Consider the following 13125-nt stretch of genomic DNA (forward strand, 5'->3'; position numbering starts at 1 on the left):
TTGAGAAACCACGGAAGCCGGTGGGCAGACCCGCTCGTCTTCCGGTCGGGGCCGCCGGCTCGGGGCCCCGCCCGGCCGTGGCCGGCGGTGGCCTCGTCCTTGAGAACGGCTCGACGACGGGCCGGGGACGGATGCCGACTGTCGACAACGACGGCCGTGGATCGATAGTTTGACAGCCGGTCCGTCCCGGCCCACAGGTCGGGCACCAGGGCGCATCCGGTGCGGTCCAACGGCACGAACCACCAGCACGATTGGACGCCGACCATGCGGGTCATCACCATCGCCACCGACCTCGACCACCCCTTCCTGCGGCGGCTGCTGGAGCCGTCCTGCGCGGCGGTGGGGCTCGAACTGGTCGTCCTGGAAGGACGGCAGAAGGGGTTCCGGCCCCGGGACAAGCGGGCGCTGCTGACCGACTACCTCGCCCGGCACGTGGCACCAGACGAGCTGGTGCTGTTCACCGACGCGTACGACACGCTCCTGCTGCGCGGGGAGCAGTACATCCGCACGGCGTACGCGGGTTTCCCGCAACGGGTGGTGTTCAGCGCCGAGCCGAACAGCTGGCCGATGGGCCCCGTCGGTCTCGCGTTGCACGAGGACCCGCCCGTCGGCCCGTACCCGTATCTCAACAGCGGCGGTTTCCTCGGGCCCGCCGGTGACCTCCTGGCCCTGTGCGCGGCGTATCCGGACCCCCCGAGCGGGCGTTTCCCGCTGCTGAACCGGCTGCGGGCGCACCAGGTCGACACGGACCGGCTGCACGGCACGAGCGACCAGTACTACTGGACCCTCGTGCAGCTCCTCGAACCGGACACCGTCGGGCTCGACCACGGGGCCGTCCTGTTCGAGAACTTCGCGCCCAGGGTCAGCAACTTCTGCGAGCTGAACCGCTGGACCGACGACTTCCGCACCCACGGCAGGCAGTCGGCCAGCTACCGGCGGGAACGCTCCCGGCTCCTGTCGCGGCTGCGCACGCCCAGCGGGGCGGCCCAGGTGCACTTCGCCTCCACCCTGGCCAAGACGGTGGTCCTCGACCTGCTCGACGAGGATCTGCTGCCCTCCTGGCTGGTGGGGATGGTGGCACGGTGACCGCGCGACCGGAGTACGAGCAGCGCCACCGTCCGTCGCTGCAACGCAACGAACTCCAGCGCAACGACCTGCTGGCCATGCAGGCGCTGGCTCCGCTGTCACTGACGTACCTGCCGTGGAGCGCGAGCGCCATGCGCCCGAGCGGGGTCGTCGCGGTGCTCAACGAGATCATGGTGAACCGGCGGCGGTGCGTCGTCGAACTGGGCGGCGGGGTCTCCACCTTCTATCTCGGCCGGCTGCTGCGGCAGCGCGGCGGGCACCTGTGGACGGTGGAGCACGACGGGCGCTGGGCGGACCTGCTCGGTCAGGAGCTGGCCGACGAGGGCCTGGCCGACGTGGTGACCGTGGTGCACGCCCCGCTGACGTCGGTGCCGGCGTCGTGGCCGGGCGAGGAGTCGACCTGGTACGCGCCGGAGCGGCTGCGGGAGATGACCGCGGGCCGCCCCGTCGACCTGCTGCTCGTCGACGGGCCGCCCGCCCACCAGAGCGGGTACGCGCACGCCAGGTATCCCGCCGGTCCCTTCTTCGCGCCGCTGCTCGCCGAGGATTTCGCCGTCGTGCTCGACGACATCGACCGGCAGGGTGAGCAGGACATCATGCGGTGCTGGGAGGAGGAACTGGGGGTGACGTTCGAGCACCGCCCGACCAACGGTCGGATCGGCATCGGCCGCCCCGGTCCCGCGTTCACGGTGTGAGCGGGGCCTGCCGCTGCGCGACGGCGGGCGCGAGCGTCGACGCGCACCACTGCCGGAAGGTGGTCCCGCCGTCCCCGCCGGGCGCGGGCGGGTAGACGCCGGCGGCCTGCGCGCGGGCCATCTCGACCATGGCGTCGACGACCGCCGGGCTGGCTCCGGCCGCCGTGTACCGGGCACGGTGGTCCTCGAACGTGGCCCGGTGGTAGGTGACCGGGCGGCCGAGCGTCTCGGAGATGATCTGTGCCAGCTCGCGGGGAGTGTGGTCGACGGGCTGCCGGACGGGGACGCCGGCCCGGCCGGTCCAGGTGCGGTCGGTGAGCAGTGCCGTGGCCGCGGCGGCGATGTCGGCGGTGGCGACGGCGGGCAGCGGCGCGTCGGGGTCGGCGGGGAGCACGAACCTGCCCTCGTCGCGGATCAGATCGACCTGGCGCAGCAGGTTCTCCATGAAGAACGGTGGCTGAAGGGAGCGGTAGGCGGCCCCGCTGTCCTCCAGCGCCGAGTCCATCGCCCAGGCCGCCGCGAGCAGCCCCGACGGGCCGGTGAAGCCGCGGCCGAGTGAGGAGACCGCGACGACCCGGGATACGCCGTGGGCCCGGACGGCGGCCGCGATCGGGCGGGCGAAGCGGAGGTAGTGCTCGGTCACGTCCGGGGCGGTGTAGTCGGGCGGCACGAGCACGAACAGCGCCCCGGCGTCGGCCAGCGCGGTGTCGAGCACGGCGGGGTCGGCGTGGGAGCCGGCGACCACCTCGGCGTCGGTGCGCAGGTGCTCGGGCAGGCGGGCGGGGTCGCGGGCGACGAGGCGCAGCGGCGCGCCGGTGGCGTGCAGACGGGCGGCTACGGCGGCACCGATGGTGCCCGTGGGGGTCGTGACGACGATCATGACGCCCATCGTCACGCGGTGGGCGTCATGGTGAGAAGGACCGGTTCGGGCGCGATCATTAACCTGGGGGCATGAATCACGTGGAGTCGAGGGCGCTGCGCTACTTCGTGGCCGTCGCCGAGGAACTCAACTTCACCCGGGCGGCCCGCCGGCTCGGCATCGCCGCACCGGCGCTGTCCAGGGCGGTCGCCGGCCTGGAGACGGACCTCGGCGTACGGCTGTTCGCGCGCACCACCCGCAGCGTCCGCCTCACCGAGGTGGGCGCGCTGCTCCTGGCCGACGCGCGGGCGGCGCTCGTCGCGCTCGACGCCGCCACCCTGCGGGCCCGCCGGGCGGCCGGGGTGACTGACGGCAGGCTGGTGCTCGCGGTGAAGGCCGACGTCGAGGCGGGGCTGCTGGAGGACGTGCTCGCGGCGTACGCCACCGAGCCGGCGGCGGTGCCGGTCGAGGTCGTGTTCACCGGCTGGCGGGAACAGCCCCGGCTGCTGCGTGCGGGCGAGGCCGACGTGGCGATCGTCGTCGAGCCGTTCGACACCGACGGGCTGGACGTCGAGCCACTGCTGCGGGAGCCGCAACTGCTGGCGCTGCCGGCCGGTCACCCGCTCGCCGGGTCACCCCGGCTGCGGCTGGCCGACGTCGAGACGGGCCACCGGCCGGCGGTCCCCGGCGCGCACGTCTACGTACGGCACGGGGAGCAGCGGCCGCCGTTCGGGGACATGGTGCAGATGCTGCGGCAGATCGAACTCGGACGGATGGTCGCGCTGTTGCCCGCCTCGGTGGCCGCGCGCAACGCCCGGCCGCAGTTGACCTGGCGGCCGGTCGAGGACGCGCCGGAGGCGGCCTTCGCGGTGGCCTGGCCGCAGCATTCGCATTCGCTGGCGGTGGCGGCGTTCGTCCGGATCGCCACCGCCGTCGCCGCTGACCGCCCGGCCGACGCCTGTACGCTGCGGGCGACCGGGGCGACCGACTCCGGACAGGTGCGGGTCGTCCCCTGACCGGCCGACCAGAGCCGTCAGGCCGGGCAACAGGCAACCGGGGCTCTCAGCCCGCGATCGAGGCCCGGAAGTACCAGCCGTTGTACTGGCTGTCGGGCAGGGTGCGGTAGACGCAGCTGTTGGCGACCTCGCCCCAGTAGCTGGCGTCGATGCGCCACTGCTCGCACTCCTCGTACGTGGCGAAGGCCCCGTTCCAGTCCCACGGCACGGCGGCGGCCGGGGCCGGCTGGACGGTGAAACTGACGGCGGCAGCCGCGGTGGCGACCACCGCGAGTCGGGTGAACCGGCGGCGCATCGGCTGGGGCATGGGGGTCCTTCCGCAGGGGTGACGGGACTGCGACCGATCGTAGATCCACAGTGGCCGATCGCTGATCCACCGTTCGGCCAACCCCCGGGAGGGCGGCGCGGGGCGGCCGGGCCGTACGGGAGGTGTCAGTCGTGGACGCCGACGTGGAAGTTGAAGACCGCACCGTTGCGCTTGAGGGTGAGGTTCCACTTCCCACCGTCCTTCAGCACCACCGGGTTGGAGGTCGGATACCGCTGGAGGAACCAGTCCTCCAACCGCTGCGCCTCCGTGGCGGCGAGCACCCCGACCTCCCCGATCGCCGCCGCGTGGTGCGGTTCCTGGTTGCAGCCGGCGTTGAACCGGTAGCTGCTGTCGCGGTTCCACCGGCCGCTGCCGAGCATCGTGACCGTCACCGGGCCGGAGTGCTGGAACGCCAACTGCGGGACCGCGGGATCGGCGACGACCACGCCGGGTGGCGTCTCCAGGGACGGGAACGGCACCGCCACCGTCTCGATGACGGCCTGCGATGCCCAGTTGAAGTCGACCTCGAACGGCATGCCCATCCTCCTGACCGGGGTGTCCCGTCCGCCGGCCTGTCGCGACGGCACGTCGACGTGACCCATCATGGGCGGGACCCCTCGTCACATGGCGGCTACTGTCCGTGCCCGGACACTGCCGACCAACCGACAGCGTCCGGCACGGACCCGGCCCGGCGGGCGGTGGCGACGCCGACCGTCGGTGGCGGACCGGTCGTCGCGCCGCCGGCCGTCGTCAGCAGGCGGCGCGCTGGCCGGAGTAGTGGACGCCGATCCGGCCGACCACGGTCAGGTCGGTCAGGGCGGTGTCGGCGGCACGGTTGACGTAGCAGGAGTACCGGTGCTGGTTGATCACCTCAAGGTGGATGTGCGCGCCGCTGTCCCCGTTGACCTGGTAGCAGCTGGAGTACCGGAACCGGCCGGTCTCGCCGAGCTTGGTCCACGGGCCGACCGAGGCGCCGACGACCACACCGCCGGGCTTGTTGTTCACGTGCATCACGTCCGCCCGGCCGACGACCCCGCCGGTCGTGGTGTCCCGGGCCTCCAGCCCGATCCGGTAGCCGCCGTCGGCGAGGTTGCCGGTCGCGCAGCCCGGCCGGACGGTGACCACGGTGACCGCGACCGGGTGCCCGGCCGCGGTCTTGGTGCCGAACGGGGAGACCACGGTGGCCCCCGGGTTGCGGTAGATGTCGACCGCCCAGTCGTTGGTGTAGCCCCAGTTGCCGAACACGATGTGGTGGTTGGCCGGCCCGGACCCGCCGAACCTGTTCCAGGTGGACGAGTCCTGGATCGGCGGGTAGACCCCGATCGCGTCGGCGGTGTCGTGCGCGGCGGCCGGGGTCGCCGGTACGGCGACGGCTCCCAGCACGAGCGCGAGTGCGCCGAGCGTACGGGCGATGCGGAACCTCATCGTGCCTCCGAAGGGTGTGCGGAGCGGAACGAAACCACCTCGCCGATCGACGAGAGTGGATGAGGATACCGCCTGCGGCGGGACGTCGACAGCCGCCGACGTCGCGACCGTGACGGGCCGTGCCGGTCGCCCGGCTCAGGGCATGAGCGTCTCCCACAGGTGCGGGTGCCGGGTCAGGTGCAGCAGCCGTTCCAGCAGTCGTCGGTGGGCCGGGGTGTGCGTCGGGGCCCCCCACAGGGGCGCGCTTCCCATGCCGTCCGCCGCCGCGACCACGAGCGCCAGCACGTCGGCGGGCAGCCCGTCGGCGGCGAGGGCTCCCGCCAGCCGTTCCGCGTCGGCGCGGGCGAGTTCGGCGACCGCGGGCAGCGTCATGAGCTGGGTGACCAGCGCCATCGAGGCGCGTACGGCGGCGTCGTCGTCGGCGGGGGCGACCGACGCGCGTAGGTAGGCCCGGGTCAGCCGTCCCGGTGCGGTGTCCGTGGGGTCCAGCGCGGCGTCGATGCCGGCCTGGAAGGAGGCGAGCTGGTCGCGGGCCAGTTCCAGGATCAGGTCGTCCTTGCTGGCGAAGTGGTAGATCAGGCCGCCCTTGGACACGCCGGCGAAGCGGGCGATGTCGTCCAGCGAGGCGTGGATCCCCCGGGCGCGGACGACGTCCGCGGCGGCGTCCAGCAGGGCACGTCGGGTGTCCTGCGGCGACCGGCCGGCTGTGCGTCCCACGGCGACACCGTACCTACGGCCGCGTGGGACGCGGTGAGGGGATGAGCACCCAGGCCAGCACCGCCGCGCCGAGGGTCAGCGCCGCGGCGAGCGACGAGGTGACCTGCACGCCGGTGATGAACGCGTCCCGCGCCCCGGCGGCGGCCTGCGGCGGCAGCACCTGCAACGCCGAGCCCAGCGAGTCACGGACCCGGGCCGCGTCGGCGGCCGGCAGACCGGACGGAACGCTCACCGCGTGCCGGTAGACCAGTGACAGCAGGGAGCCCAGCACCGCGATGCCCAGCACCACGCCGAGTTCGTTGGCGGTCTCGGTGATCGCCGAGACGGAACCGGCCTTGCGCGGGGGTGCGGCCGAGATGATGGCGTCGCCGGTCAGGGTCATCGCCAGCCCGATGCCGAGGCCGATGGGCACGAGCGCCAACCCGAGCCACAGGTACGGCGCGTGCGCGGCGACCGCCACCCCGGCCAGCCCTGCGGCGGCCAGGCCCAGGCCGAGCGCGATGGCCCGGCCCCGGCCGAACCGGGCAACCACCGCGGCGATGATCACGACGACGACGATCGAGGCCAGGGTCGCGGGCAACTCGGCCAGGCCCGCCTGCAACGGGCCGAACCCCCTGGCGAACTGGAGGTACTGCGAGAAGAAGAACAGCATGCCGACCAGCGCGAAGATGGCGATGACGTTGGCGACGACCGCCCCGAGGAACGCCGGGTTGCCGAACAGCTCGACGTCGAGCATGGGCTGTTCCAGCCGCCGCTGCCGCCGCACGAACAACACCCCGGCGGTCACGCCGACCAGCAGGCAGGACACCGTCACGCCGTCGACGCCAGCCCCGACCACGTGTTTGACGGCATACACCAGCGGCACGACCGCCGCCATGGACAGCACCGCGGAGAGCACGTCGAAGCGGCCCGGTCGCGGGTCGCGGGACTCCGGGAGCAGTAGCACGCCGGAGACCACCACCAGGACCATCACCGGCACGTTGATGAGGAACACCGAGCCCCACCAGAAGTGCTCCAGCAGGAACCCGCCCACCAGCGGCCCGACCGCCGACCCGGCGCCGAAGGCGGTGGACCAGATGGCGATGGCCCGGGTCCGTTCCCCGCTGTCGGTGAAGATGTTGCGGATCAGCGACAGGGTGGACGGCATCAGCGTCGCGCCGGCCACGCCGAGCAGCAGCCGGGCCCCGATCAGCGCCGGTGCGCTGGGGGCGAACGCGGCCAGCAGCGACGCCGCGCCGAACGCCACCGAACCGACCAGCAGGACCCGCTTGCGCCCGAACCGGTCGGCCAGGTTGCCCATCAGCACCAGCAGCCCCGCCAGGGTCAGCGAGTAGACGTCACCGATCCAGAGGACCTGTTCCGCGGTCGGCGTCAGGCTCGCGGTCAGCGCCGGAACCGCCAGCGAGAGCACCGTCCCGTCGACGGCGAGCAGCAGCACCGCCGCGGCCAGCACGGCCAGTGCCGCCCACCGGCGGCGGGTGGACAGCACCGGAGCGGAAACCGGGGTCGAGGACGTGATCACGCCGGAACTGTACCGACCAGCCGGTACAGTTCGTCAGGGTGACCTGCCGCACCCCCGGCTGCCGGCCCGTCGGAGCGCGGGCAACCCGGGCACGGGGACCGGTCGGGTGGCAGGGTGGGGCACATGGACAGGAAGCAGGTCGACGACTGGCTCGTCGGTTACGAGCAGGCCTGGCGCACGCCGGGTACGGACACCCTGGTCACGCTCTTCACCGAGGACGCGAGCTACCAGCAGGGGCCCTATCTGACCCCCGTGGTGGGCCTGCCGGCCATCGCCCGGATGTGGGAGGAACAGCGCGACGGCCCCGACGAGGTCTTTCGGATGACCAGCACGGTCGTCGCGGTCGACGGCGACACCGCCGTGTCCCGCCACGAGGTGCACTACGGCGACCCGGTCACGCAGGAGTACCGCGACCTGTGGGTGATGCGCTTCGCCGACGACGGCAGGTGCCGGTCGTTCGAGGAATGGCCGTTCTGGCCGGACCGGCAGCCGCCCGGGGTGCCGCAGTCGTGACGGGGAGCGCCGGGCCCGGGTCGGTCAGGCCCGCGACCGGAACGGGGCCAGGGTGGCCCGGATCGTGTCGGCGGCACCCCAGTCGTCGTCGAACTGGGCCAGCACCGCCAGGTGCTGCCGCAGCTGGATGATCGGCATCCGGTCCCGCCAGTCGGCGTCGAGGCCGGTCAGCTCGGCGTAGACGGCGAAGAACCGATCCGACTCCGGTGGGGCCGCCGTGGTCCACAGGTGCGCCAGGTCCACCTCGGCCCACAGGTACGACACCGCCGGGTCGATCAACGCCGCCCGCCCCGACCCGTCGGACAGTACGTTCTGCGACCACAGGTCGCCGTGCGTCAGGCAGGCCGGCCGGTCCGGCAGCAGCTCGGGCAGCCGGGCACACAGCCGTTGCACCGCGGCCCGGTCGGCGGCGTCGAGCGCGGCCCGGACCCTCGGCTCATCCAGCCAGCGCAGCAGGCGGTGCTCGGCGAAGAAGGTGAAGCCGTCGTCGGCCCAGGTGTTGACCTGCCGACGACGCCCCAACCAGTTGTCCCGGTGCCAGCCGAAGCGGGGGTGGACGGTGCTGGTGTGCAGATGCGCCAGCGCGTGCGCGAACCGCTCCCAGAACGCCCCGTCCGGCGGCCTCGGCGACAGCAGCGACAGCACCAGCAGTTCGTGGTTCGCCACGAGCACGTCGGGGGTGGCCAGCCCGCCCTGCTCCCGCAGGGCCGTCAGCCCCTCGGCCTCCGCGCCGAAGGCGTCGCCGCCGGGGGCTTCGGCGAAGGTCTTGACGAAGACCGGCGGCGCGTCCCTGCGGTGGGCGATCCCGGCGAGCGCGGCGAGGCCACCGTTCACCGGCTCGACGGTGACGACGTCACCGATCCCGGCCCGCAGCAACCGTTCGGCGAGCAGTTGCGTCGCCCCGGTCACCCGCCGGTGCCCTCCTCGGCACCGTCGTGCTGGTCGCCGTCCAGATAGACGTGCTGGTGGCCGTGGCCGGCGTCGACGTTGACCTGATCGAGTTGGGTGGCGGCGACGGACCAGGCGGCGGCGGCCTGCTCCGCCTGCCGTTTCGCCAGTGCCGTCAGCGCCGCCCGCTGCGCCGGTGGCCCGGTGACCGCGAGCAGGTACGACTCGACGGCCAGGGACGTCTGTTCCACCGCGCCGCGCAGGCCACCGCGCGCCACGTTGGTCGCCGTGCTGCCCGACGGCGGGTTGGCGAACGGCTCCGCCGCCCGCAGCAGGGTCTGCTGCCACTGGCGTGCCTGCTGCGGGTCGGCGGTCGGCTCGGCCCGCAGGGCGTCGAGCACGGGGGTGATCTCGTCGCGGAGGCGTCGGGCGGTGGCCGTCAGCTCGGTGATCTGCTGGGCGTCCCGCTTCGCCTCGGCCCGGCGCAGGTCGGCGATCGTCGACTCGGTGGCGTCCGGTCGACCTACCGCATAGCCGATGCCGCCACCGACGAGGGCGACGACGAGCCCGATCGCGGCGACGACGGCGAGCCGGGACAGCCGGCGGCGGGGCGGTGGCGACGCGGCCAGCAGATACGAGGGCCTACCGGTACGACGCGACACGTCATCTCCCTGCTCGACGGGGACTGGTCGCAGCATAGTGCCGTCCGGCGGGCGGCGGGTCGGCCGTTTGTCGACCCGCCGGGGTCACCACAGCGCCACCACGGCATCGGTGCCCCCGTGGTGGCGCAGCACGGTCTCCGGCGTCGGATCGTGGCGCAGCAGCGTGTCCCGGACGAGGTCGGTGCCGGCGGCAAGATCGTCGAAGACCGCGATGTCCACGCTGACGGCGTGGATGACGTAGCCGCCGGAGGCGTCCCGGCGCATGCTGCTGCCGGTCTGCCCGGCGTGGCCCAGTCCCCGGTCGCGCAGCGCCCGGTCGAGGTCGCGGGTCACCGTGGTGGCGTACCCGCGTGGATCGGGCCGTCCGCCGACCTCCAGGTGCAGGCTCAGCCGGTGGCGGCGGGCCGCGCGCAGCGCACTCGGGCCGAACCACCGGGCGACGAGGGAGCCCTGCGCCGCGCCGGTGACCGTTTCGAGGATCCAGCAGACCTCGGCGGGGTTCGCTGGTTCGGCGAGCCCGCGCAGGAGCACCGGATGCCCGACGCCGGCGGCGGCGAGCACCCGGCCGGTCTGCGCGGCCAGGCTCAGGTCGCGGCCGGCGACGGCCCGGGCCGGCAGGTCACCGAGGGCGTCCGGCGCCGACGCGGGCACGGCGTCGGCGACGGTACGCCCGGCGGCGGCGAGCAGGTCACGCCAGGCGTCGAACGGGAACTCCGACTCCGGTCCACGCAGGCTGTAGAGCGTGAAGTCGCCGCCCTGTTCCTCATCCTGCTCGACGGTCCAGTTGCCGGCGTCGTCGCGCTGCCAGGTGACGCCCCTGCCGCGCCCGTCGCACCGGTACAGCCAGGAACGGACCGTCGGCCAGTAGGCGGCGGCGTCGGGGCCGGTTCCGAAGGCGGCGGCCAGCAACGGGGTGACCGCGTCGAGGTCGTCGTGCTCGCCGAGCAGCACGAACCGGCTGGCCAGCGCCAGCAGCGGGCCGGGATGCGGCAGGTCCGGGTCCCGCAGGGCGACGGCCCGGGCGATCAGGTCCAGTTCGTCCCAGCGCAGGGCGTGCGGGAAGGGGTGCGCGTCGTCGTCCCAGCCGAGCTGCAGCGGCTCGTTCACACCGGGCGGGCACACCCCGAGGTTGACCATGCCGAGATCGATGTCGATCTCCAGGACGAGGGTGTGACCGTCGCCGACGTCGGCGGTCAGCGTCCACCCGGGATGGTCCTCCCAGCGCTCGTCGTCGTCATCACCGTCATCGCCGTCGCAACGGTCGTAGGCCGACCAGAACGACGGGTCTTTCAGCAGGTCACGCAGGTCCGCGGGGAGAGGCACGCCGGGCATCGTACCCAGCCACCCTGACGTTTCCCCGGGGTCGGTCGGCGTCGCGGTCTCCCCCGGCGCCGGCGAAATGGGCGGCGGCGGTGATCTTCGCCGGGCATACTGGCGGGCATGAAGCTCGCCGAGGCCCTGGCGTTGCGCGCGGATGCGGCGCGCCGAGCCGAGCAACTCCGTGCCCGCATCGTGGCCAGTGCCCGGTTCCAGGAGGGCGAGACACCGGCCGAGGACGCGGCGGCGCTGCTGACCGAGGCCGACGGGGTGCTCGGTGAGCTGGAGACACTGATCCGGCGGATCAACCGCACCAACGCCGCCACCGTGGTCGACGGCGGCACGCTCACCGACGCCCTGGCCCGCCGCGACGTGCTCCGGCTGCGGCACGGCGTGGTCACCTCCGCGGCCAACGCCGCCGCCGGTGAGGGTCAGCGGGGATTCCGGCAGCTACGGTCGGAGCTGAGGATGATCCCGGCGCTGCCGGTGGCGCAACTACGTGGCCAGGCCGACGACCTCGCCCGGCAGATCCGCGAGGTCGACACGCTGATCCAGCGGGCCAACTGGGAGGTCGACCTGCTGGACTGACGGTTGCGGAGCAGGTAGCCGACGTGGAGGCGTGCACGAACCCGAGGGCCGGCGGGTATTCCGGCTCACTCCTGGTGCGCCGAGGGCAGGCGCGGGGGTTCGATTCCCCGGCCTTACACCGCATGCCCAGCACAGCACACAGGTGACGGCGCACAGGGCACGGCACACCACCGGGTGCAGATCCACGACGGCGAGGGTGGGACAGGGGACCTCCGCAACCCGCTCACCGGTCATCGGCGGCCGGGTCGACCACCCGTACGCCGGGCCAGCGTGCCACCGGACGCTGGCGGGCGAGCCGACGTCGGGACACCTCGCGGCCGGCCCGGGTCGGGTTGTGCCGCCACACCCCGTCGAGCAGGTCGTCCAGGCCGTACGGCGCGCAGACGGCGATCGTGTCGTCGGCGCGCAGGCGTACCGCGACGGCGGTGGCGTACTCGGGCCAGGTGGCGACCGCCTCGGCGATCGTCCGCAGCGGGGCCACCGGGTCGCCGCCGAACGTCGCCGGGTACCAGGTGTGCACGGCGGCCTGGTTCTTCGCCTCCCACGGCGGCTGCGGCCAGGCCGTCACCAGTCGCGCGGTGGCCCGGTCGTCGTTGGCACGGGTCAGGTCCGTCGGGTCGAGGAAGACCACGTCGACGTCCCGTACCGACGACGGTTCGAAGCCGTCGCCGTAGCGGCGGCCCCAGACGAGGTCCCGCACCACCCCTGCCCCGATCCACGCGTCGGGTAGGCCGGTGTCTCGGACCACCCGCAGCGCCCGCATCAACCACCCGCTGCCGCGGAGCAGGTCCCGTAGTTCGTCCTCGCGCACCCGACCAGCCTAGGAGCAGCGCGTGGACGGGGACGGTGGGTGGTCAGGGCCGCACCGGGAGGAAATCGGCGTCGCCCCCGGTCAGGGGCAGCCCGGCGGTGGCGGCGATCCGCCGGACCGCCTCCTGAAGCGGGGTCGTCTCGGGCAGGACCATCTCGTCGTCGTATCCGAGCAGGTCACGCGGGGTATACCAGCCCCGCATGTCGTCGGCGGTGAACTCGGTGGCCTGCGGACGCGTCTCGTGTCGTCGCAGGGTCTCGGGCAGCGACACGTCGAGATAGACGAACACCGTCCTGCCCCGGTGGCCGTCGCGCAGCGCGGTGAGCATCCGCCGGTACCGGGCGGTGTGGAGGATTCCTTCGAGGATCACGTGGTAGCCGTGGTCGAGGGCCAGCCGGACCGTCTGCCCGATCAGGGTGGGCGCGAGCCCGCCCGGCCTGTCCCGTTCCCGTAACACGACCCGCCGCAGGTAGTCCTGCTCGACCAGGGCGCAGCCGCGACCGTGCCGCAGCCGCATCTGCCGGGCGATGCTGCTCTTGCCCGCCCCGGAGTTCCCCCGGACGGCGATCAGGATCGTCCGGTCGCTGCCGGTCGGGATCACCTCGTCCATCGCGGTGGTCCTCCCCGGGGGTCGGCCGGTCGGCCACCGGCGTCACCCCGACCGGTGGGCCCGCCGGGACTCTGCGACGATGCCCTGGCCGCGCGGGCGGGTGCGGCGG

The 13125-nt window shown here is 73.5% G+C and carries 16 protein-coding genes; 5 read left to right on the forward strand and 11 right to left on the reverse strand.

All coding sequences use genetic code 11. The features are described 5' to 3' along the window. Positions 1-264: 264 nt before the first annotated feature. Positions 265-1086, forward strand: a complete 822-nt coding sequence (locus ACN267_RS11820; protein ID WP_421488644.1) for a glycosyltransferase domain-containing protein — start codon at positions 265-267, stop codon at positions 1084-1086. Then, positions 1083-1781 (forward strand): class I SAM-dependent methyltransferase, encoded by a 699-nt coding sequence (locus ACN267_RS11825; RefSeq protein WP_421488645.1) that lies wholly within the window; start codon positions 1083-1085, stop codon positions 1779-1781. The genes ACN267_RS11820 and ACN267_RS11825 overlap by 4 nt, the downstream gene beginning before the upstream one ends. Here the strand turns inward: ACN267_RS11825 and ACN267_RS11830 are convergent. Beyond that, on the reverse strand, positions 1771-2661 hold the full coding sequence (locus tag ACN267_RS11830; RefSeq protein ID WP_204960965.1) for an NAD(P)H-binding protein: 891 nt from the start codon (positions 2659-2661) through the stop codon (positions 1771-1773). The two genes, ACN267_RS11825 and ACN267_RS11830, sit on opposite strands and share 11 nt — an antisense overlap. A gap of 71 nt (positions 2662-2732) precedes the next feature. Here ACN267_RS11830 and ACN267_RS11835 point away from each other — a divergent pair, with 71 nt between their 5' ends. Then, positions 2733-3656: a LysR family transcriptional regulator gene (locus ACN267_RS11835; RefSeq protein WP_281898422.1), complete on the forward strand. Its 924-nt coding sequence runs from the start codon at positions 2733-2735 to the stop codon at positions 3654-3656. Between the two features lie 46 nt (positions 3657-3702). On the opposite strand, the gene ACN267_RS11840 is transcribed toward ACN267_RS11835, so the two are convergent. From ACN267_RS11840 to ACN267_RS11860, 5 genes are all read right to left on the reverse strand, one after another. Next, entirely contained in the window at positions 3703-3963 is a 261-nt protein-coding gene (locus ACN267_RS11840) for a hypothetical protein (RefSeq protein ID WP_204960964.1), read from the reverse strand. 125 nt (positions 3964-4088) lie between these two features. Then, positions 4089-4499, reverse strand: coding sequence for a hypothetical protein (locus ACN267_RS11845; protein WP_204960963.1), 411 nt, complete (start codon positions 4497-4499; stop codon positions 4089-4091). A 214-nt stretch (positions 4500-4713) separates the two neighbouring features. Further along, on the reverse strand, positions 4714-5388 hold the full coding sequence (locus ACN267_RS11850) for a hypothetical protein (RefSeq protein WP_281898426.1): 675 nt from the start codon (positions 5386-5388) through the stop codon (positions 4714-4716). A gap of 135 nt (positions 5389-5523) precedes the next feature. Continuing rightward, positions 5524-6105: a TetR/AcrR family transcriptional regulator gene (locus ACN267_RS11855; RefSeq protein ID WP_421488646.1), complete on the reverse strand. Its 582-nt coding sequence runs from the start codon at positions 6103-6105 to the stop codon at positions 5524-5526. A 13-nt stretch (positions 6106-6118) separates the two neighbouring features. Then, positions 6119-7627, reverse strand: coding sequence for an MFS transporter (locus tag ACN267_RS11860; RefSeq protein ID WP_281898429.1), 1509 nt, complete (start codon positions 7625-7627; stop codon positions 6119-6121). A gap of 123 nt (positions 7628-7750) precedes the next feature. Between ACN267_RS11860 and ACN267_RS11865 the strand changes: the two genes are divergently transcribed. Then, a complete protein-coding gene (locus tag ACN267_RS11865) occupies positions 7751-8140 on the forward strand; it encodes a YybH family protein (RefSeq protein ID WP_204960960.1) in 390 nt (129 codons plus the stop codon). Positions 8141-8164: 24 nt separating this feature from the next. Here the strand turns inward: ACN267_RS11865 and ACN267_RS11870 are convergent, their stop codons facing one another. The 3 genes from ACN267_RS11870 to ACN267_RS11880 all read right to left on the reverse strand — a co-directional run bounded on the left by ACN267_RS11870 (position 8165) and on the right by ACN267_RS11880 (position 11013). Continuing rightward, entirely contained in the window at positions 8165-9049 is an 885-nt protein-coding gene (locus ACN267_RS11870; protein ID WP_204960959.1) for a fructosamine kinase family protein, read from the reverse strand. Next, on the reverse strand, positions 9046-9690 hold the full coding sequence (locus tag ACN267_RS11875; protein WP_281898433.1) for a hypothetical protein: 645 nt from the start codon (positions 9688-9690) through the stop codon (positions 9046-9048). Before ACN267_RS11875 ends, ACN267_RS11870 begins: the two co-directional genes overlap by 4 nt. Positions 9691-9774: 84 nt before the next feature. Next, on the reverse strand, positions 9775-11013 hold the full coding sequence (locus tag ACN267_RS11880; RefSeq protein ID WP_421488647.1) for a hypothetical protein: 1239 nt from the start codon (positions 11011-11013) through the stop codon (positions 9775-9777). A gap of 117 nt (positions 11014-11130) precedes the next feature. On the opposite strand from ACN267_RS11880, the gene ACN267_RS11885 reads away from it, so the two are divergent. Next, positions 11131-11595, forward strand: coding sequence for a DIP1984 family protein (locus ACN267_RS11885; RefSeq protein ID WP_421488648.1), 465 nt, complete (start codon positions 11131-11133; stop codon positions 11593-11595). Positions 11596-11818: 223 nt separating this feature from the next. Here ACN267_RS11885 and ACN267_RS11890 read toward each other — a convergent pair whose 3' ends face one another. Further along, the gene (locus tag ACN267_RS11890) at positions 11819-12406 is read right to left on the reverse strand and encodes a nucleotidyltransferase family protein (RefSeq protein WP_421488649.1); all 588 of its coding nucleotides are present in this window, start codon (positions 12404-12406) and stop codon (positions 11819-11821) included. A gap of 43 nt (positions 12407-12449) precedes the next feature. Further along, the gene (locus ACN267_RS11895; protein WP_204960955.1) at positions 12450-13016 is read right to left on the reverse strand and encodes a kinase; all 567 of its coding nucleotides are present in this window, start codon (positions 13014-13016) and stop codon (positions 12450-12452) included. Positions 13017-13125 lie beyond the last annotated feature (109 nt).

Source organism: Micromonospora sp. WMMD734, from assembly GCF_049178975.1.
Classification (GTDB): Bacteria; Actinomycetota; Actinomycetes; order Mycobacteriales; family Micromonosporaceae; genus Micromonospora; species Micromonospora wenchangensis.

Excerpts from the sequence above, each read along its gene's own strand:
- ACN267_RS11820 (WP_421488644.1), top strand. The coding sequence starts at position 265 with ATGCGGGTCATCACCATCGCCACCGACCTCGACCACCCCTTCCTGCGG.
- ACN267_RS11830 (WP_204960965.1), bottom strand. The coding sequence starts at position 2,661 with ATGATCGTCGTCACGACCCCCACGGGCACCATCGGTGCCGCCGTAGCC.
- ACN267_RS11835 (WP_281898422.1), top strand. The coding sequence starts at position 2,733 with ATGAATCACGTGGAGTCGAGGGCGCTGCGCTACTTCGTGGCCGTCGCC.
- ACN267_RS11840 (WP_204960964.1), bottom strand. The coding sequence starts at position 3,963 with ATGCCCCAGCCGATGCGCCGCCGGTTCACCCGACTCGCGGTGGTCGCC.
- ACN267_RS11845 (WP_204960963.1), bottom strand. The coding sequence starts at position 4,499 with ATGCCGTTCGAGGTCGACTTCAACTGGGCATCGCAGGCCGTCATCGAG.
- ACN267_RS11850 (WP_281898426.1), bottom strand. The coding sequence starts at position 5,388 with ATGAGGTTCCGCATCGCCCGTACGCTCGGCGCACTCGCGCTCGTGCTG.
- ACN267_RS11865 (WP_204960960.1), top strand. The coding sequence starts at position 7,751 with ATGGACAGGAAGCAGGTCGACGACTGGCTCGTCGGTTACGAGCAGGCC.
- ACN267_RS11885 (WP_421488648.1), top strand. The coding sequence starts at position 11,131 with ATGAAGCTCGCCGAGGCCCTGGCGTTGCGCGCGGATGCGGCGCGCCGA.
- ACN267_RS11895 (WP_204960955.1), bottom strand. The coding sequence starts at position 13,016 with ATGGACGAGGTGATCCCGACCGGCAGCGACCGGACGATCCTGATCGCC.